This is a genomic window from Halorubrum tibetense (assembly GCF_042661865.1).
Lineage (GTDB): Archaea > Halobacteriota > Halobacteria > Halobacteriales > Haloferacaceae > Halorubrum > Halorubrum tibetense.
In genome coordinates this window covers 1-18,674 of record NZ_JBHSWW010000027.1, presented here as the reverse complement: position 1 = coordinate 18,674, position 18,674 = coordinate 1, and the positions used below count along the sequence as shown (strand labels likewise).

Sequence of the window (18,674 nt, the reverse complement as noted above, 5' to 3'; positions counted from 1 at the left end):
ACTTCGTGAGCCAGTGGTTCTCCGGAAAATCATCGGAACGCTCCGTAATGACCGAGGAATGTTCGTTCACGAGACGATCTTGTCCCTGCTGGCGACATGGCGCCAGCAGGGACGCAATCCATACGAAGAGCTTCGTCGAGTCGTCAGCAACAATGAAATGATCTCACGGGCTCACGCTGTGCCGGCTGTCGAGACCTCGGGGTAAACACGTACGGTCAGTTTAAATATCCACTCTACGCGTGGGGTGGAGGGATTGCGATTCGAAAATCGGTGGAGGATACGATCACATGGGATGCAGAGACGATCACGGAGGATACAAATTTCATTTGGCGTGCAGCAAAGGCCGGCGACCTTGATTTTCGGGTGTTGAACCTGAAGTTCCGGAATCAGGCTCCGCCCTCACTTCGGGGCATGTTCCGACAGCGACGACGGTGGTTCGCGGGGACCCAGCATTCTTCAGACGTGCTTCCACGACGATACCGTTCGCTCCTCGGTTTCCGGATGGTTGCGTGGGCGTTGTCGCCGTTGATCCCTGTTATGTCGGTATTCTTGTTTTTATTTCCACAGTACCTTCCGCAACCGCTGTTGTATCAATTCGGCTCCCTTGCCATGTTTCTTTTCCTGTTCGTGATTACGCTCGTTGGCGTCCGCGTGTATATTCGCTGTGAGCGGATTCAACTGCTTGCCGTCCCACTGACGCCCTTGTTGGTCGTCCTGAACACTGCTGGCGCGCTATGGGGGTGGGTTTCCCCGGTACAGACCTTCGCGGTTACAGAAAAAGTCGCGCCCAAATCTGAAAAAGTCTCACCGGATGTTATAGAACAAAAGAACCCGTATCTCACGGAAGGCGATTTTGAAGCACACGATGGCGAAAACCGGCTTATCGATAACGCCGGATTCGTCTGGGTGAGTTTTAAAGACGAATGAGAGTGTAGTAAGAAACAATTCGGATACGGTCGTGGATGATGGATTCAGATCTCTCTCGGCGAAGGGACGTACTCGCAACGGTGGGAGCAGTGAGCACCGCCGGCTGTCTCGGTTCGAGGATTGATGATATTATGAGACGTGATTCGCAGTCCGGAAGCTGGCCGGATGATGACTGGCAGCTCGTCGTTGACGAACAGTGGGAGTCATTCGACACCGACCGATGGGGGGTTGGGTTTATCGACCGCGAAGAGTGGATACCAGACGACGACGCAGCGGTGCGGGAGGAGAACGTCACGATCACCGACGGCGTCTGTGAGCTGCTGGTAGAATCTGAGGGAACTGGCCCGGATGGATGCTTTCAGGGTGTCATCAATTCAACCACAGGAGAGGAACCGCACCATCCGGCTGCAGGGATTCCAATCGATCCGGTGCCGGGCCAGTATGTTGAAGCACGGCTCAAACTCCCCGGACGAACAGGAATCTTACCTGCCTTCTGGATGCACCCGGCGAACATGAACTGGCCGCCGGAGATAGATATTGTCGAACTGTTTCAGCGCGGCGAAGAGACCTCATCCGAACGCCAGCACCTACACGTGAACGTCCACTGGAGCGAGTCAGGAACACCGAATGATAGAGAGACGCACACGGATGATCCATTCTCACTGGACACTAGCATTGATCTCACTGAAAGCTTCAATACGTACGGGTGTGCATGGTTTGAAGATCGGATTGAGTGGTATTTCAACGAGAATCATATTCTGACACGAACGACGCCACCAGCGATGATCCAATCGCTGACTGCTCTTGAATCTCGGCCCTTCGGATTGGTCTTCTCGAATCACGTGAACCGGATCGGTCAGGCAAATCTTACTGAACAGTGGAGGGAGCGCCTCGCCATTGATTGGGTCCGGGTCTGGGAACAAGACGCGCAGTAGTGTTTGTCGTCGGATAGGTCGGATTGCCATTGCGGTCTACAGCATAGCCTCTCTAGTTCCCATCGCCTGTCAGCAACGACGTTCGAGAAACGCGCGCTCTATCAGTACGCCACAGAGTACATGATGGATCTGTCAGGTAGGTCAACGATTGGTACGCACTTCGAGTAGCACAGCTGATTCAGCAGGTCGGAAACGGAATGAAGGTGACTCCCGTGCTGGCTTCATCCTCTATATTTGGCAGGCGTTCAGCGATTTACCGACATTCTACCAAAATCGGTCTGGTAAATACAACGCACATATCTCGCACAGACTGGTTGTAGATCCGTTCAGACTGAGTCAGTCGAGGGAGAACGCACAGAGGTGGCTAATATTCGTAGTTTCTATTGAATACATTCTCAAATGAGAGGTATTTCAGGGGCCGACAGGCGGCGGTCCAACAATACGAATGTCGTGTTCTGGGGCGAGTTCGTTCACGCGGCCAATAGCTGCTTCAGATGGTGGAGCGGTCGGGACGGTTCGGTCCTCGGTCGGTTCACCAACGGCGGTCACGAACTCGCCAAACCCACCGGGTGAATCAGCTGTGACGATCGTGGCCTCTGTTACGGCATGGAGTGAGTGTGGCTCTCCACGTGGCAAGACGACCGAGCTCTCAGCGGTCAACTCTTGTTGGTCGTCCTCAGTGTGAACGTGGATGGTTCCATCAGTTACGTGAATCAGCTCGTCAGCATTCTCATGTATATGCAAGGGAGGAGCGTGTCCTTCCCGAAGTTGCATCTCAACGACCGACCACCGCCCATCCGTCTCTTCACTGGCCACATGGACAAACGACAGTGTGTCCAGAAACTGAATTGGTTCCGTCTCGGTACGGTGTCCACTGACCGGCAACTCAAATCCGGGCATACGTAGTTGATTGGACCCAGTTTATCTAAATCTGCCCCCGTTCCGCATCCTTGTATTGGCTGGGCGTAATGCTACCAGCTCCACTAGATGTCCCCCGCAGCATAATGAATACACAGCGTGGATGTAGCATTACACAAAGTGCCCCATCGTTGGTCTGCTCGCTCAAGATACTATCTCTGTGGTGCTGTAACGGCAGAATCCTTTTTGCTCTATGAATGGTTTGCTTGAGCGAATGGAAACTACCCAGTGGAACTGGCAGTGGACAGCAACATTTGGGGTTATACTCAGCTACAGCGTCAGCGGCATTCTATGGACTCGTGGATCTCAGGCAATCGCTTCGGTCATCACGATTACGGCAACTCTACTCGCCATGTATGTCATCGCCAAGGGCTAATTCGGACGAGACTGTTCTGACTGAGCTGGCTCTGTTGACTCGATGGAAACGCTGCTATCCCTGGAGAACGTGAACCAAGATATGGGGCGCAAGAGACCGATAAGGATTCCGTGCCATCGAGCACGTTCTGTTGACTGGTCCATGCGCGAAAGAAGTCGAGCCATGGGCGCTACAGCCCGGATGCCGCAGGGCGCGGCATCCGGGAAAGCCCGAATAGGTGAATCTCTGCTTCACGTGCTGGCGTCCCGAGTCACAAGATCGCCTCTCCGAACGATGATGACCACTGGCCGGGCAGACAGACGAGGGAGCTGAGGGCCGCCAAACCGGCGGCCCTCAGCGGTCGGTCGGAGCCTTTCTTTAGCATCTGCTATCGCTAGACAGCGACCGCACCGCACACACGTTTCGACCGCCTACCGGCTGTGAAAGGAACAGATCCCCGGACGGCGTAATCATTTTGTCGCTAGACGTGGTTTGATCGGCTAGCAGCGTTTACATAGGTGAAATCCTTCACATCTGATACGAGGGCCGTGCTGAATACACAGCGCGAATGCAGTACGAACCGAGACTAATCAACTGGAGAGAGTGATCGGTCAGTACAGGGGAAAGCACTATCATGTCAGGTCCGCATCCGCTCAGGATTTGTCAGAAGCGGTCTACAGATTATAGAGGTCCGACACAACATTACGATCCGCTTCCAGACTCGCTTTCGATGACCTCGGCATAGGATGCCGTAATCGGATACCGCCACCCGCTGTCGAATGCTTTTGTCGTAACACGGAGTGACGGTGGAGTTTGTTCGCGTTTGAATTCCGCCTGCGTAAGGCGGCGCACGACCGTTTCAACTTGCTCACGTGTCGCATCAGTTTCGTTAATGATCTCCTCTACAGTCTCTTTGCTGCCAACGTATCGCTTGACCACTGGATCAATGATATGGTACGGTGGAATGTCATCGGTGTCAGTCTGTCCCTCAGCCAACTCGGCGGTCGGTGCTTTCTCCAACACCGAGTCGGGGATCGGTGCTGAATCAATCCACGGTGGTGGGTCTGAGTTGAATGACTCCGCAAGCGCATACACTCGGCGTTTGGTACAGTCTCCGAGCGGTGCGATTGCACCAACTGCATCGCCATACAGCGTACAGTAGAGCGTGTCATAGAAACGTTCTCAGAGAAGGCAGCAGGGTGTTGGAACTGTGTCTACGAGCGCCAGCACCCTGCAAGACGTAGCTTCGGTAGACGACTTCTTGAATGTCGCGGCTATCGAGACAGTACCGCTGTTTGAACACCTTGAATTCGAGTTTCTGCTGGGGTACGACGTGTTCGCCCCCGCTTCGAGGGGGCGAACACGAGTTCACAAGCCACCAGACCTCTTTCGAGGCTTTCTGCACTGCTACTACGAGAATGTCTACGGAACACGCCCGGTTACACGAGAACTTCAGAACGGCCTTGTCTGGTACTACTGTGGACTCGACAAACCGCCATCCAGAGACACGGTTGACCGCTTTCTCACCGACCTCGAACACGTTATCGACGATGTCTTCGACAGACTCGTCGAGCAGGCCGCCGCTCGCGGCCTGCTCGACTCCACGTACTCCATCGATTCGACCCACGTTGAAGCGATCCAATACAACGACGCTGCGTCGTGGAACTACGATCCAACAGCTGAGGAGTACTACTACGGTTTCGGCTGTACGATCGTCTCAACCGGCGCAAAGATACCGATTGCAGCCGAGTTCACACAGGCTAAACAAGCAGACCAAGAGACGGCGATGCGCGTCACGCGTGACGCGCTCGCCGTCGATACACCGATCTGGATGCTTGGGGACAGCGCCTACGACATCCTCGATTGGCACGACCACCTGCTAGCCGCAGGGGTCGTGCCAATCACTCCGTACAACCCGCGAAACACTGACGACCCGAAAGATATCGAGTACAGGGTCGAAGACCGCATCGAGGAACACAGCAAGGACGTTCAGCTGAAACAGTCTATCTTGGACGAGACGTACAACAACCGGACAGGAGTCGAGCGAACCAACGGCGCGGTGAAAGACTGCGGCCTCGGGCACGTCCGCGCCCGAGGCCGCGTCCACGCACGAACAGAAGTGTTCGTTGCGCTCTGCCTACGGCTCGTCGTGGCCATCACCAACTACGAGCGAGGAAACAATCCGGGCTGTGAGAAGCTATGAGATGGATTCTATGACACGCTCTACAGTAGCCAACCGCAGCCTCGCTCTTGTTATCAGGGGTTAAAACCAATGCGTCCGTGTCGTTGGCGACACCCATCAGTAACAGACCTCGTACCCGAGCCTGCACGTTCTCACGGGTGACACCTCGCGTACCCGTTCCTTCTGTGAGTCCCGAAATCGACGTAATTGCGGACTTCGAGAGCAGTTCGATCTCTTCTTCACCGAATTGTATCTCTAAGTTGCGAGCGACACGCTCCGCATCTGTACGATTCTCGTCTGTAGTAACTGCGCTGGGGAGAGTAATCCCGTAGACATGTTCTGGGCCAACCGCTTCGGCGGCAAGCGCAGCAGTAACGGACGAATCAATACCGCCCGATAAGCCAATCACAACGTCTTCGAATCCGGTCTTACGCAAGTAATCCCGGATTCCAAGTTCAAGCATACGTCGGAGTTGAACCGTGTCGGACAGCATTGTTGTCCTTGAGAGGTCTTCCTCTGATGTGCTGGACAGGATATGTGGCTTGCCGACCGGCGCGGAGGCGACCGTGGAACCAGTAGCGTCAAGTAGTATTGACGTTCCGTCAAAGAGAATGTCATCATTTCCACCCACCTGATTAGCAAAAACCACCGGCGAATTGATACGCTCAGCATGATTGCCAAACCGAGTTGCCCGTGACGAGAGTTTGCCTACCCGGTAGGGACTCGCAGACAGGTTGACAAGCAGGTCAACGGTCTCGTACGATGCAACTGGGTTCGTTCCATGTCGCTGCTGACCGGTCACTTCGTGGTTGTACCACGCATCCTCACAGATCGTAATGCCAACTGTTGTATCGTTCACAACGACGGACTGTGGTGAGTCACCTTGGGTGAAGTACCGACGTTCGTCGAAAATGTCGTATGTGGGGAGGAGGCGCTTATCATATCTCGTGGCAGCTTCGCCGTCGATAAACACGGTGGCACTGTTCGTCAGTGGCGGGCCGCTCTCTTGAGTTGAGGGGGCGGTATGCCCAACGATGAGTGCTGGACCGTCCTCGGTGATACGGCGAAGTTTATCCAGAGTGGCCTGTTCAGCGTTAAGAACGGCTTGTCGATGGAGTAGGTCACGTGGCGGATACCCAAGGAGTGCGAGTTCCGGAGTAATGACTAGCTCAGCACCTGCATCGGCAGCTTGCGAGTATGCTTCAATGATCTGATCGCAGTTGCCAGAAATATCACCAATGATGGGATTGTGTTGTGTGACCATCCGTTGTAGTTTAACGCCTCACGCCAGCGCCGTCTCCTGATCTGAATATCGTTGGAACTACCTGTCAGAGAAACCCGGTGGCTGCTGTGAGTTACCAACCACCGGATTCAGTGATTGTCGACCGGATCAAAAGAGCGTTTCCCTCTGATGAGTTGCGCGAGCGCGCTCGCGCAACGAATCTCGTCCAACGAGAGCGCAAGTTCGACACTGTCGCGTTGTTCTACACCCTCTCACTGGGTTTCGCTGCTGGATCGGATCGCTCTATTCAGACTTTTCTCAAGCGCTTCGTCGAAATGGCTGACTGTGACGAACTTGCTTATCCAACTTTCCACGGCTGGTTTTCACCCGCGTTCGTTGCACTCCTGCGAGAGATTCTCGATGACGCTATCGAGAATCTCGAACCGGGACAAACCGACCTCAGCGGACGTCTCGAACGCTTTCGAGACGTCCTCATTGTTGACGCCTCTATCGTCTCACTCTACCAAGACGCTACAGATGTCTACGCAGCGACTGGCGAAGATCAAGCTGGCGTAAAGCTCCACCTTACGGAATCACTCTCAACCGGACTTCCTACGCGTTTTCAAACGACTGAAGCCAAAACGCAGGAACGGAGCCAGCTACCCACCGGCGAGTGGGTAGCTGGCGCACTCGTCTTACTTGATCTCGGCTTCTACGACTTCTGGTTGTTCGACCGTATCGACCAAAACGACGGCTGGTTCGTCTCACGGGTCAAAGATGACGCGAACTTCGAGATCGTCGAAGAGCTTCGCACATGGCGGGGAAACAGTATTCCCCTCGAAGGCGAGTCGCTGCAGGACGTCCTCGACGACCTGCAGCGACAGGAGATCGACGCTCGGGTCACCCTCTCATTCGACCGCAAGCGAGGGTCGGGCGTCAGCACGACCCGAACGTTCCGACTCGTCGGTGTGCTCAACGAGGACAGCGATGAGTACCATCTCTACCTAACAAATCTTCCCAGAGACAACTACCACGCGCCCGATATCGCACAGCTCTATCGGGCGCGGTGGGAGATTGAGCTGCTGTTCAAGGAACTCAAATCGCGCTTTGGTCTTGATGAGATCAATACGACGGATCCCTACATTATTGAAGCGCTGATCATCGTAGCGGCGCTCTCGCTGCTGATGAGCCGCGTTATGGTGGATGAACTCCGCAAATTAGACGCAAGGCGGCAGGGGAGCGACGACGACGCGGCCGCGTCGTCGACGCGTCTCCCACGCCGTCGGTGTTCTCACGCGCTCGAACGTCACGCACACCTAGTCCAGCTGTACCTGATGCTGGATCTCGGGTATGAACTGCCAGATCTCGACGAATTGCTGTTGTGGTCGTCACGGGATCCAAATCCACATCGACCAAGATTACGTGAGCAGGTTGAGTCAGGCGAGTTCTGGTAGAAACTCGCCTGACAAGCCGGTCAGCTCAGACGGAGGTAGTAGCGACAGCTCTGGATCGGCGACGCACTCACCGGAGTGAGTGCGCCGCCTTCAGAGAGTGACACAGATCTCATCACCCGAGACAGAAGAACATCCGTTCAGTTCTCCGATCACGCCTCATCAGCGATTCGACTCAACACTGTCTTGCTCAACTATCCGCACAAACACCGTCTTGACGCGCCGCTAAACTATAACGGATGGTTGTGTGACAGCAACTTGAATTGGCAAAGTCATACCAGACGTTAGGCTCGCTGGGTTGTAAATACACAGACGTTTGTCTCTGGGCAACTCAATAGCGTATGAGATACCTTCCACGAAATTCTGAGCTGATTGTGTGAAACATGCGCTCTGCGTCTTACCGAGTCGTAAAATATACGTGAATCGGTCGAAATCGAAACAATCAGTCTGCACGTGTAGTGTACGGATGGTTCACTTCCTGCGGCGCGAAACAGACGGAGGTGGCGTGCTGTACTCATCCTCTATATTCAGCAGTCATTTCCATTCGGGTTTCTGATGACAATGCCTCTCGATGAGTGATGCCGCCCAGAGACCACTCTTGATGATGACAGTTAAGCGCTGCACATCCCTCGTATTCTACAGCCGATTCGATCTCCACCGATAACTGCTGAGTGTACCGATATCTCGCCGCCTTCTACCGATCTTCAGGTCAGCACGATCTACTAGTAGTTATTGAATATGGAACGCCAACACCGCGAAACTACCAGTAGTCCTTTGATATTGACCAAGGGTTTCTTTCAGGATTGGTTTTGCCCAACTACCGTAACCGATCACGATGTGCTGCTGATTTGGTTACGAGATCGGCCCACACTTGCACGTGTGCTTGACACCCGTGAGTGGTCTCGAACATCATTTGTACACAAAATAGCAGGACTACTTTGTCCAACTACACAGGAACTCACGGTCGCAGGATGCTCAGATTGGCGCTTTACCGACCCGGTTAGAATGGATCGTTGGTGAACTCTCAGACCGTTACAAGTCTTGTGGCATGACAGTCTTGCGGTCGTTCGCTTCAGCACGACGGGAGGCTTCCTCAATGAGTTCGGCCACTTCCTCATCCAGAGCATCGTAGAAATCTGCTGCAACTGGGTGGTCTTCTAGTGCATCCTGCACCCCGCTATTGACGATCAGGTCTGTCATACAATCCGGTATTAACGGGTCAGAGTAGTAAATATTGGCAAATTGGTTCGTGAGTAATGGTACAATTCCGAGACTGGTCACAGAGTTAGGTCAGCAATCTCCCAGTCGCCCGAGAGCTCATTGTCCAGTCCCTCGTCACTCACGAGCTTCTGTATCCGCTGCTCAACATCATCATCAAGCCTAAATTCGAAGTCAAACTCCTCTTGCCATTCCCAGTAGCGCGGGATCGTCGGCGAAAACTCACTCACCGCTCCGGCGGGTGCATCCAAAAGATGGCGGGCTTCGGATATGTCCCCTCGTGGATGGGCAAAGCTTCTGCTGATGTTGTCGTCATTCACGATTCGTTCCAGTAAGTCGATAGCCGCGTGCTGGTCTGCATAGAATGCATGTTCGAGCATTGGATTTACGACAGAGATGTCCTTCGAGGCATGCTGGTGAATGGTGTCTGCAACAGCGTGATCAGGATGTCCGATCCCCCAACCGTACGGATGGACTCCCTCGTTGATGAAATCGTATCCGTCGCCCTCGACACGATCAAGAATTGAGCTGAAGAACTCCAACGATTTGACTGGGATCTCCGTTACACCCTCTGTGAGTCGGGTCCGGATCAGATACCGACCCGTGACATTCTGAAGGACTGTCGTCACATGAGGGAACTCGTCTGATGTGTCCGGGTGATAGGCGTCAAGAAACTCTTCAAGCAACTCCCAATCTTCCGCTAGTACGGCATCATCAAACACCGCGATGAGTCGTTCCCGATACGCACGGGTAATCCCCTGATAACGGTCGGACTCCCCTTGTTCGTGTGCTGACGATAACTCTGTTTCATACGTTGCTACTGCCTGCATGAGTGCCGCTACATCCCCATCGTCAGCAGTTGCTATCTGCTGTTCAAGCGCCTCTATTTCGATTGGATCTGATCGTCTGTCTGGCACCATTGATTCTCTCTACAGAAACCCTAGTCGTAATGCTTGTGTCTCAAAACTGTAATAGTAGCGTATGACAGCGACGTATGCTCTCAGTGTTACCATCGAATCACACGACTACAGGGGCGAGTTCTATCTCATGGGCGATGAATACGATACAGGTGAAGATGTCCTAAAATACGTAGCAATTGACCATATCTTAGCAATGAAGCAACGCCCACACGTTGTCGAGTACCTTTTAGAGACACTCCGAGATGGTGAGAACGTGAGCAAGGCAGAGTACGACCAAGCTGACCCGGATGTCTCCTGTGGGCTCCACTTCGATGTTAACCACCAACAGTTCGGATTCTGGGTTGGCGACCGTAGAGTCGAGATCGGGAGACGACCAACAAAGAGCGAATTGCGCTCAATCGCTGACGAACTTTCGGTGTAGTTACTTCCTCGTTCTCCACTCCAGCAACGACAAGTATGTGACCTGCATAAAGAGAGTTGAATGCGTCTCTCGTTTGATGACGGGACACTCCTTGTTGAAGACGCTCCTGAGTCTGTGCCGTATGCTGAGTGGGACGACCGTGTCGATGAGTACCGAGCACAGGCACACCATTACCGTGACATTCGAAAGTGGGTGACCGGATCTGATGGGCAAGCCAGCCTTGAACAGCCAATGGGAACTGTGGCTGAATTGGAAGACGAGGCTCGTGCGTACTCGAAGTTCCATCTCACGCCTTCTGTCGCTATCGAACCTCGTGATTACCAGCAGGAGGCACTCTCAGCGTGGCAGGATAACAACCGTCAGGGCAGTGTGATCCTCCCCACAGGAAGCGGAAAGACGTTTCTCGCCGTCCAAGCAATTGCTGACGCTGGTGTCAGCACGCTTGTTGTCGTTCCGACTATTGACCTGATGAACCAGTGGCACGCCACTCTCACGAACGCTTTCGGGAATCAACTCCCTGATGGAGTCGGCGTCTTGGGCGGTGGAAGCCACAACGTGACCAATATTACGGTGACGACCTACGACTCTGCGTACCGGTATATCAACGAGTACGGCGACCGGTTCGGACTTCTCGTGGTGGACGAAGTACACCACCTTCCGGCACCGACCTACCAACAGATCCCTGAGATGACGATTGCCCCGTATCGACTTGGACTCACAGCTACCTACGAGCGCGCTGACGGGAAACATGAAGAGCTAGCGGAACTGTTGGGCACGGTTGTGTATCGAGAAGGAGTCGACGAGCTTGCAGGGGAGTATCTCAGCGAGTACGAAACGCTCCATCTCAGCGTGGAACTCACTGATGAGGAACGGAAGCAGTATACTGAGGAATACCAGATTTACCGCGACTACGTCGACAGTCATGATTTTGATCTCTGGAAAGAGAGCGGCTATCAGGAATTTCTCAAGCGCACGTCATACGACCCGCAGGGACGACGCTCCCTCATTGCGAAGCAACGAGCCGAGAAAATTGCTCGGACTGCGGAAAAGAAACTCGATACGCTGGATAGTTTGCTGAAGAGACACCACGACGACCGTACAATCATCTTTACAGCGAACAACGAGTTTGCATACGAGATCTCTCAAGAGTTTGTTGTTCCCTGTATCACGCATCAGACCGAGACTGAGGAGCGAACAGAGATTCTAGAGCGATTTCGAACAGGAAAGTACTCGATGCTTGCTACCTCGCAGGTGCTGGATGAGGGAATCGATGTACCGTCTGCAAACGTGGGTATCATCCTCTCTGGAAGTGCATCGAAACGACAGTATGCACAGCGATTGGGGCGGATTCTTCGTCCAACGGATGATCGTCAACCCGCTCGACTCTATGAGATCATTACCGAGGATACGATGGAGACCTACGTATCTGAACGGCGACGGCAGGGGGTGAGCGCTAATGCTGACAGCTGACCTCGCCCGCTCACGTACGTACGAAGGAACTACCTCCCCGCTGTTCATCGACGCGGACGACCAGCAGTACCGAGAGACCGCTACAGAACTCATCCAGATCTTCAAGGAGCATCTCGGACAATCCAAGGGTAGGCTGGAGGAGACGATAGACGAACTCACTATCGCAGACACGGACTACAAGATCGTACAAGGGCTGGCGAAACTGCTCAAAGACGAATGTGAATTCGAAACCGTTGCACCAGTAGATCCACAGAAGATCCGGCAGCGGCTTTTTGAGAAAGCGAACGATTCGTACCCGATTGCACGTCAGCCCACGCTCGGTGAGGACACACAAAAGTTGGAGGTGTACAGTGCTGTTGCTGACCAGTTCGGAATCTCACTCGAAGACTGCTACCGAGGCATGTACGCCGATTTAGAGGAGAACAAGCGACTTGTACGATTTGGACACCGTACGTCCGATGAGTATGATGAGGCTGACGACGGGACGACTACGACACGGTTGACTGGAGATAGTGAGGAATCGTATGCTGAGGATACGATAACGGTCGATTGGCTTCTCACACGCTACAATCTCGCTCTGGCACAAGCAGTACTGTACGATGCGACAAAGATGCGAATACGAGTTTGGGACTCGTTTGCGACAGTCTTCAGCTACGTGAAACTGTTTGGGCTGATGCACCGCATCTATCCAATCGACGCCAACGGAAACCGTGTCTCCAGTACAGAAGTTGCCGACGGGTACGAGGCTATTCTGGATGGAGCAGCGTCTCTCTTCTCGAAATCGAGGAAGTACGGAATACGGATGTCAAACTTCCTTCCGGCTCTCCCATTGTGTGACCGCTGGGAGATGGAAGCCGACATTCTTGATGACGATGGAGGAGCAACGAGTCAAACGCTCTCGTTTGAACTTGACCACACGGACGAACTCTCCTCGCACTACTCGGCTCAGAGCGATTTTGACTCCGATGTGGAACGCACACTTGCCCAGAAATGGGGACGTGCCAACACTGACTGGCAACTCGTCCGCGAGGATGACGTACTGGACCTAGGAGCAGAGGTAATGCTCCCAGACTTCGCTATCGAACACCCTGATGGACGTCGAGTCATATTCGAGATTGTCGGATTCTGGACGCCAGAGTATCTGAATGAAAAGCTGGCGAAGATACGGAATGCTGACCGGGACAACCTCATCGTCGCCGTCTCTGAACGGTTGGACTGTTCGTCTGAAGATTTCGATGGACTGGATGACCGTATCTTGTGGTTCAAATCGGGTATCCACGTCTATGACGTGATTGAATTAGCGAAGGAGTACGCAGTTGAGTTCTCACCACGGCAATAGCGTTGATCTCGCCTATTACTTCCGCCGCACTCTCCTTAGTTATACAACAGCTGGGTGCGTATGCAAGCGTGGAACTTGGAATCCTGTCACACGCTCCACGTTCCTCATCACATCATGTCCAATGCAGTGTCGAAACTCGGTACGTGTCCATTCTGTGGGTCGGCTGTTCCAGCCGGAGCATTGCTCATCGAATATGAGGTTGAAGAGGGAACACGCCTCTTTGCGGAGTGCTACGAATGTGAAGAGCCGGTCCAGCCACAGTAGCTGTAACACGCACAAACTACTGTTCATGTCATACTGTCGAGTCACTATCACCTAGCTGCTACGGACACCATCACGCTGCGTATAGAACACGGCATAGATCGAATACATTCCGCCGCAGGCGAACTGCATTGGTGGTTAGAGAAATCTCCGCATGTGGAACGTTTCTCCTATTGAGCAGCTCGTAGCCTCTCGGGGACTACCGTGTGCTCTGTTATGAAGGCAACTAAGAATCCGATAAAACCGCCGACAATGAGAGCCTGAAACGGTGGGATGTACGCAGGGACGCCGAACGCCAGCGCAAGCCCAAGTGTGATCGGAGCAGCTATCATAACGACTCCAAACGCGACCAATGTCAGACGCTCTCTGTGCTGTTCAGAGTATTGGTCACGCAGTAGCCAGACAAACGGGCCAGCAAGAAGTGCTATAATGACTCCAATGCCAGCAATTGAAATCCATGGAATGGCACCCCTCTCCATGAGTTGCAGAACGCTCAAAAGAGCAAATATTCCAACAAAGAGGGTGTCATAGAACGAGTAGCACACTAAAGAGCAGGGTGAACGCTGAGGTGGATGAGTTTAGCGACCCTACAAGATGATCCTTCGATAGAGTCGTTCTTCAATGTCGCGGAAACCGAGACGCTAGCGTTGTTTGAGCATCTCTCCTTCGAGTTTCTCGAAGAGTTCGACGTGTTCGCCCCGGCGCAGACGGGGCGAACACGAGAGCACGAACCACCAGAGTTGATGCGTGGCTTCATCCATTGCTACTACCACGACATCTACGGCATTCGTCTCGTTGAGCGAGAACTTCGGAACACGCTCGTTTGGCTCAGCTGTGGCTTCGATCGACCGCCGTCCAGAGACGCAGTCGATCGCTTTCTCACCGACCTCGAACACGTCGTTGACGAGGTGTTCGACCGACTCGTCGAGCAGGCCGCCCGGCGCGGCCTGCTTGACTTGACTTATTGTATCGATTCAACCGATGTGAGGGCGATGCCCGCCGATCAAGACGCGTCGAAGTGCTACGATCCAACCGACGACGAGTACTACTACGGCTACGGCTGTACAATCGTCTCGACCGGGCAAAAGATCCCGATTAAAGCCGAGTTCACCGAGAGTAAGCAAGCGCCAGAGGAGACGGCGATGCGCGTCACGCGTGACGCGCTCGCCGTCACCAAGCCGATCTGGATGGTCGGTGACAGCGCCTACGACACGCTCGACTGGCACGACCACCTGCTGGCCGCAGGGGTCGTGCCAGTCGCCCCGTACAACGCGCGAAACACCGACGACCCGAAGGACATCGAGTACAGGGTCGAAGACCGCATCGAACAACACAGCGAGGACGTTCAGCTGAAGCAGTCCACGTTGGATGAGACGTACAACCGCCGGACAGGAGTCGAACGAACCAACGAATCAGTAAAAGACTGCGGCCTCGGGCGGACGCACGCCCGAGGCCGCGTCCACGCACGAGCACAGGTGTTTCTTGCCTTGTGCCTTCGCCTCGTCGTCGCAATCACCAACTACGAACGCGGAGACAATCCGGGAAGCACGATCATCACGGTGTGACAAGAAATCTATAACACGCCTATATAATATACAACGCGCGCTTTAGTCAGGATGCCGGCGTTGAATCGTTTATTCCAGTTATATGATTGATACGGGCCGGCATGGTTTTATCCCGCTGTTTCTACTTATTCCGAACGTGCCTGATGCTGTGTTAGCACAGTTGCTCAGTGTCTTTCTCTGGGCTACATTAGTGCTGTACGGCGGTGCCTCGTTATGGTGGCTCATACAGGTATTCATTCTTTCGTACGGCTGGCAGGACACGAACCAGACTGAAGTCGGATTGGACAATATTCAAGTCAGGGTTCTCACTATCGCTGCTGAAGAAACCGTACAGCGAACGGTGAGTTCTATTCCCGACGAGATTACTGACCCACTTGTCATCGCTGAGGAAGATATTGACATTGCCGGGGCTGACGTTCATGTCGTACCGGATGACTTCGAGTGTGCGGCACAGCGGAAAGGGCGCGCAATTGAGTGGGCCCGCCAACAGATTCCGTGTGAGAAGGAATACGTTCTGTATCTTGATGAAGACACCCTGCTCAGTGGCTTTTCAGGGTTGCCAGCAGCTGATATTATTCAACTTAGCGAGCATCCACTCCGGACCCACTCTCGGCTCACATATGTGTGTGAGATATTCCGTATCGGCTTTCAATTCGAGCAACGAGCGTTTCATCAAGTCGCCTATCCCGCGTACGCTTGGGGCGGGGCTGTTGCCGTACGGCATGAGTTAGAAGAGCAGATTACATGGAACGTTCCGTCAATCACCGAGGACACGACGTTCATCTGGCGTGCAGCCGCTCGCACGAATATTGACTACCGACTTGCGACAGTGAAAGCACGGAATCAAGCACCACCGACGCTCAAATCACTGATAAAACAGCGCCGTCGCTGGGTTTCTGGAACGATCCAAGATCGCAATCTTCTGCCGCGAAGGTATCAACCAGTCATTTTCACACGGATCGTAACGTGGGCACTGTCACCGGTTATCCCATTATTCGGTATCATCGCTTTCGTGTTTCCAGAAGCAATCCCATCGTCCAGTGTATATCTCTTGCTTTCCGCACTACTGTTTGGGATCGTTTTCCTATACATGATTTTCGGGCTCGTTGAATATCGAAAATATCCCGAGGTATGGTGGGCATATATTGTTGTCACTCCGCTTGCAGTGCTTGTCCATTCGCTTGGAGCCCTGTGGGGAATTATGCAACCAGTAGACGATTTCGAGGTCACTCAGAAGACCGCAGCAATCGACACGGGGACCATTGAGGAGCGTAACCCGGAGCTCACAGAAGACGAGTCCGAGTATGACACCAAGGCGGAAACCGAACCCGATGAGAACTGACTATTCTGCTACCCATGCTTCGTCCGAGTCAGCTTCAGTACAAACTTCGTCACCACAAGTGTTGATTCCGAAAACACCGTAGATTCCACAGGTCCCTGTTGTCGCACTAATAAGCAGGATTGCTGCCAACAGAGCCAGCGGCAATATTACGGAAACTCCTACCGCCACTTCAAGTGGGTATGCTATAAATACCCAGCCGGCAATAACAGCGGCAGACACCCCGAGGGGTACTCGAAGCAATCTATCTAATCGGCCAACGTTCTGATCTCGGTCTCCCATACCCATCATACGTACTGAGGCCGTTTAATCCCATGTTTTGTGCGGACGGAAGCTGTCTTAACGATTTTGTCGAGCTGGTTGACAAAGATCTCCCGCGCCTGACTCCATAGTATTCTATTAGGTACTTTTCGCCATTAGGACTAATCCGATATTGATGCTGCCTGTATCAGACGATTCGAGGAGCCCGAGAGGGGCATGCCAACCGTTCTATGACACCCTGCAACAAATACAAACACAAGGAATTGCCCCATGAAGTGAGAAAGCGACTTCATTACGGCCCCCCTCGGGTATGTGTGTGAAATCGTGAGCCGGATTTGAATTCGGTTAGCTCCGCGATCCGATTTTCAAGCTCTTTGATTTCTCCACGGAGCTCTTTCGCCTCGTTCCCCTCTGTAGCAGCCAGCTGGTCTTTCAGCCCCTGCAGCCGTGTTTCTTTGTGTTCCTCGTCAACCTCGGCCTTCCGGACATATGCTGACTCTTCGATATCGTACACATCACTATCAGATAAGGGTGTGACCTCAATTGCATCGTCCACTTTGCTCCGGTCGACGCCCAGCACGCGCTCACGCTCAATCCCGGCTTCTTCCAGCGTCTCCAGTACCTCTTCATCGGGTTTGAGCGACCGATTTCTGCGTGTCGTCCGTTGGACGGACCCAAACGGTCCAGAGACGGGTTGATCGTGATGGAGCCGGCTGAGAAGCACATCGCTCACATCCTTCCGGAGGTCGTTTCCGTTCCGTTGGACATCCGAGAGTAGCGTGTAGAGATTCACCAGCACGTCCGTATCCATCTCATCGAGAGTGGTTACCTCGTGTCGCTCCAGTACATCAACCAGCAAGAGTGCATCCGCATATACGTCCAAGTCTGGCTCAGTTCGTTCTTTCTGCTCACTCTCTGTCTCGTCCCCAGCGTCGAGAATCTGGGTAGTGGTCGGTCCGTCCTTTTCGACGATCACGCTGGCATCCTCATCGATCTCAAAGCGTGGATGGAGACTCCACACCGCTGGGTAGGGGTCCGCATTGGGTGGGAGTCGGTCTAACTCAAATCCCGCCTCGGAGTCAGTAATCCGACGATATAGTGTTTCGAATTGATCCTGCTGGAGCGGCTGGGAGTCACCGCTGTGTGTAAACCGGATCACGACACGGTGCTCTTGGACATCCGTGATCCGGAACCGGTCGTGTGACAGCGGCGTCCGGAGAGTGGCTCCCTCTGGCAACTCATCCAATCGCTCGATGAGATTATGCCAGCTAACTCGGAACGACATACCTGCATAGAGAGGGTCAGGTGCTAAATGTTTGCGGGCACTTCAAACTGGAATCATAAGGAAGCCTTCGGTCAGCGCATCTAGTGTGTACCGGCCAGAAACTTACTCCGAGTCGACCTCAGCGATGTCTGCTCGGCGGCGGGCAGCCTGTTCGAGGACAGCAAGCATCTCGGTGCGTTTCTCATCAGGGACGTTACGCCACTGCTCACGGTAGCTATCGACAAACTGGTCGAACTCCTCAGCAAATGTCGCTTCAGGGTCATTAGATGCCTGAATCCGAGCAATCGCGTCCTGCCAGAGATCTCGTGTCACCCCGCGCTCAAACACGTAATCGATCAAGAGGGTTGCGTCGAACGAGAATTCGCGGGTGCGTTCTTTCACCTCCCACTCGTCACTCGTGAGGTGGTAGCGATAGCGGGTCCGAATGTGCCAGCGCGCAGGTGTTGGCCCCCCAGCCATTGAGGCAGCTAACAGTGGAGAGGGGTGCCGTTCAAGACGGAAACTGAAGCTCAGTCGATCACATCGGGTTAGAGTAAGCGTCTGCTTGGAGAGGATGTGCAATCAACCCAAGCAGACAGCGAGATAGAGGAAGAGCACCTGCTTAA

General features: G+C 53.6%; 18 protein-coding genes and 2 pseudogenes. 11 read left to right on the top strand and 9 right to left on the bottom strand.

Annotation, left to right across the window (positions count from 1 at the left end; translation table 11 throughout):
- From ACFQEU_RS03670 to ACFQEU_RS03660, 3 genes and pseudogenes are all read left to right on the top strand, one after another.
- Positions 1-205: pseudogene (locus tag ACFQEU_RS03670) on the top strand (IS66 family transposase); the annotation flags it as partial.
- 26 nt (positions 206-231) lie between these two features.
- Positions 232-927: pseudogene (locus ACFQEU_RS03665) on the top strand (glycosyltransferase family 2 protein); the annotation flags it as partial.
- 89 nt (positions 928-1,016) lie between these two features.
- Positions 1,017-1,862 carry a glycoside hydrolase family 16 protein gene (locus ACFQEU_RS03660; RefSeq protein WP_379779389.1) on the top strand — a complete coding sequence of 282 codons (846 nt, stop codon included), beginning with the start codon at positions 1,017-1,019 and terminating at the stop codon, positions 1,860-1,862.
- Positions 1,863-2,273: 411 nt separating this feature from the next.
- Here ACFQEU_RS03660 and ACFQEU_RS03655 read toward each other — a convergent pair whose 3' ends face one another.
- Together ACFQEU_RS03655 and nadE (ACFQEU_RS03650) are read right to left on the bottom strand one after the other, a co-directional pair.
- Positions 2,274-2,762 (bottom strand): cupin domain-containing protein, encoded by a 489-nt coding sequence (locus ACFQEU_RS03655; protein WP_379779387.1) that lies wholly within the window; start codon positions 2,760-2,762, stop codon positions 2,274-2,276.
- A 1,075-nt stretch (positions 2,763-3,837) separates the two neighbouring features.
- On the bottom strand, positions 3,838-4,287 hold the full coding sequence (gene nadE, locus ACFQEU_RS03650) for an NAD(+) synthase (RefSeq protein WP_379779391.1): 450 nt from the start codon (positions 4,285-4,287) through the stop codon (positions 3,838-3,840).
- Between the two features lie 58 nt (positions 4,288-4,345).
- Between nadE (ACFQEU_RS03650) and ACFQEU_RS03645 the strand changes: the two genes are divergently transcribed.
- Complete coding sequence (locus tag ACFQEU_RS03645) at positions 4,346-5,338, top strand: transposase (RefSeq protein WP_379779385.1); 993 nt, start codon at positions 4,346-4,348, stop codon at positions 5,336-5,338.
- On the opposite strand, the gene nadE (ACFQEU_RS03640) is transcribed toward ACFQEU_RS03645, so the two are convergent.
- Entirely contained in the window at positions 5,292-6,581 is a 1,290-nt protein-coding gene (nadE, locus tag ACFQEU_RS03640) for an NAD(+) synthase (protein WP_379779383.1), read from the bottom strand. The genes ACFQEU_RS03645 and nadE (ACFQEU_RS03640) overlap by 47 nt on opposite strands.
- Positions 6,582-6,658: 77 nt before the next feature.
- Here nadE (ACFQEU_RS03640) and ACFQEU_RS03635 point away from each other — a divergent pair, with 77 nt between their 5' ends.
- Positions 6,659-7,993 carry an IS4 family transposase gene (locus tag ACFQEU_RS03635; protein ID WP_379779381.1) on the top strand — a complete coding sequence of 445 codons (1,335 nt, stop codon included), beginning with the start codon at positions 6,659-6,661 and terminating at the stop codon, positions 7,991-7,993.
- A 1,029-nt stretch (positions 7,994-9,022) separates the two neighbouring features.
- Here ACFQEU_RS03635 and ACFQEU_RS03630 read toward each other — a convergent pair.
- Together ACFQEU_RS03630 and ACFQEU_RS03625 are read right to left on the bottom strand one after the other, a co-directional pair.
- Positions 9,023-9,190, bottom strand: a complete 168-nt coding sequence (locus ACFQEU_RS03630; RefSeq protein ID WP_089385250.1) for a DUF1931 domain-containing protein — start codon at positions 9,188-9,190, stop codon at positions 9,023-9,025.
- A 77-nt stretch (positions 9,191-9,267) separates the two neighbouring features.
- Complete coding sequence (locus tag ACFQEU_RS03625; protein ID WP_379779379.1) at positions 9,268-10,128, bottom strand: DUF8137 family protein; 861 nt, start codon at positions 10,126-10,128, stop codon at positions 9,268-9,270.
- A 61-nt stretch (positions 10,129-10,189) separates the two neighbouring features.
- On the opposite strand from ACFQEU_RS03625, the gene ACFQEU_RS03620 reads away from it, so the two are divergent.
- Genes ACFQEU_RS03620 through ACFQEU_RS18260 form a run of 4 tightly spaced genes read left to right on the top strand, consistent with a single transcriptional unit; the run spans position 10,190 to position 13,622 of the window.
- Positions 10,190-10,549 (top strand): hypothetical protein, encoded by a 360-nt coding sequence (locus ACFQEU_RS03620; RefSeq protein ID WP_379779377.1) that lies wholly within the window; start codon positions 10,190-10,192, stop codon positions 10,547-10,549.
- A 60-nt stretch (positions 10,550-10,609) separates the two neighbouring features.
- Positions 10,610-12,019, top strand: coding sequence for a DEAD/DEAH box helicase family protein (locus ACFQEU_RS03615; protein ID WP_379779375.1), 1,410 nt, complete (start codon positions 10,610-10,612; stop codon positions 12,017-12,019).
- Complete coding sequence (locus ACFQEU_RS03610; protein ID WP_379779373.1) at positions 12,006-13,358, top strand: DUF790 family protein; 1,353 nt, start codon at positions 12,006-12,008, stop codon at positions 13,356-13,358. Before ACFQEU_RS03615 ends, ACFQEU_RS03610 begins: the two co-directional genes overlap by 14 nt.
- A gap of 60 nt (positions 13,359-13,418) precedes the next feature.
- On the top strand, positions 13,419-13,622 hold the full coding sequence (locus ACFQEU_RS18260) for a DUF7837 family putative zinc-binding protein (RefSeq protein ID WP_459825075.1): 204 nt from the start codon (positions 13,419-13,421) through the stop codon (positions 13,620-13,622).
- Between the two features lie 167 nt (positions 13,623-13,789).
- Here ACFQEU_RS18260 and ACFQEU_RS03605 read toward each other — a convergent pair whose 3' ends face one another.
- On the bottom strand, positions 13,790-14,164 hold the full coding sequence (locus ACFQEU_RS03605) for a hypothetical protein (RefSeq protein WP_379779371.1): 375 nt from the start codon (positions 14,162-14,164) through the stop codon (positions 13,790-13,792).
- Between the two features lie 27 nt (positions 14,165-14,191).
- On the opposite strand from ACFQEU_RS03605, the gene ACFQEU_RS03600 reads away from it, so the two are divergent.
- Together ACFQEU_RS03600 and ACFQEU_RS03595 are read left to right on the top strand one after the other, a co-directional pair.
- The gene (locus ACFQEU_RS03600; RefSeq protein ID WP_209487235.1) at positions 14,192-15,184 is read left to right on the top strand and encodes a transposase; all 993 of its coding nucleotides are present in this window, start codon (positions 14,192-14,194) and stop codon (positions 15,182-15,184) included.
- An 82-nt stretch (positions 15,185-15,266) separates the two neighbouring features.
- Positions 15,267-16,526 carry a glycosyltransferase family 2 protein gene (locus ACFQEU_RS03595; RefSeq protein WP_379779369.1) on the top strand — a complete coding sequence of 420 codons (1,260 nt, stop codon included), beginning with the start codon at positions 15,267-15,269 and terminating at the stop codon, positions 16,524-16,526.
- Here ACFQEU_RS03595 and ACFQEU_RS03590 read toward each other — a convergent pair whose 3' ends face one another.
- From ACFQEU_RS03590 to ACFQEU_RS03580, 3 genes are all read right to left on the bottom strand, one after another.
- Positions 16,527-16,805 (bottom strand): YgaP family membrane protein, encoded by a 279-nt coding sequence (locus ACFQEU_RS03590; RefSeq protein ID WP_209487239.1) that lies wholly within the window; start codon positions 16,803-16,805, stop codon positions 16,527-16,529. It lies immediately after the preceding gene.
- 271 nt (positions 16,806-17,076) lie between these two features.
- Positions 17,077-18,069: a DUF7983 family protein gene (locus ACFQEU_RS03585; RefSeq protein ID WP_379779366.1), complete on the bottom strand. Its 993-nt coding sequence runs from the start codon at positions 18,067-18,069 to the stop codon at positions 17,077-17,079.
- 102 nt (positions 18,070-18,171) lie between these two features.
- Positions 18,172-18,450 (bottom strand): hypothetical protein, encoded by a 279-nt coding sequence (locus tag ACFQEU_RS03580; protein WP_379779364.1) that lies wholly within the window; start codon positions 18,448-18,450, stop codon positions 18,172-18,174.
- Positions 18,451-18,674 lie beyond the last annotated feature (224 nt).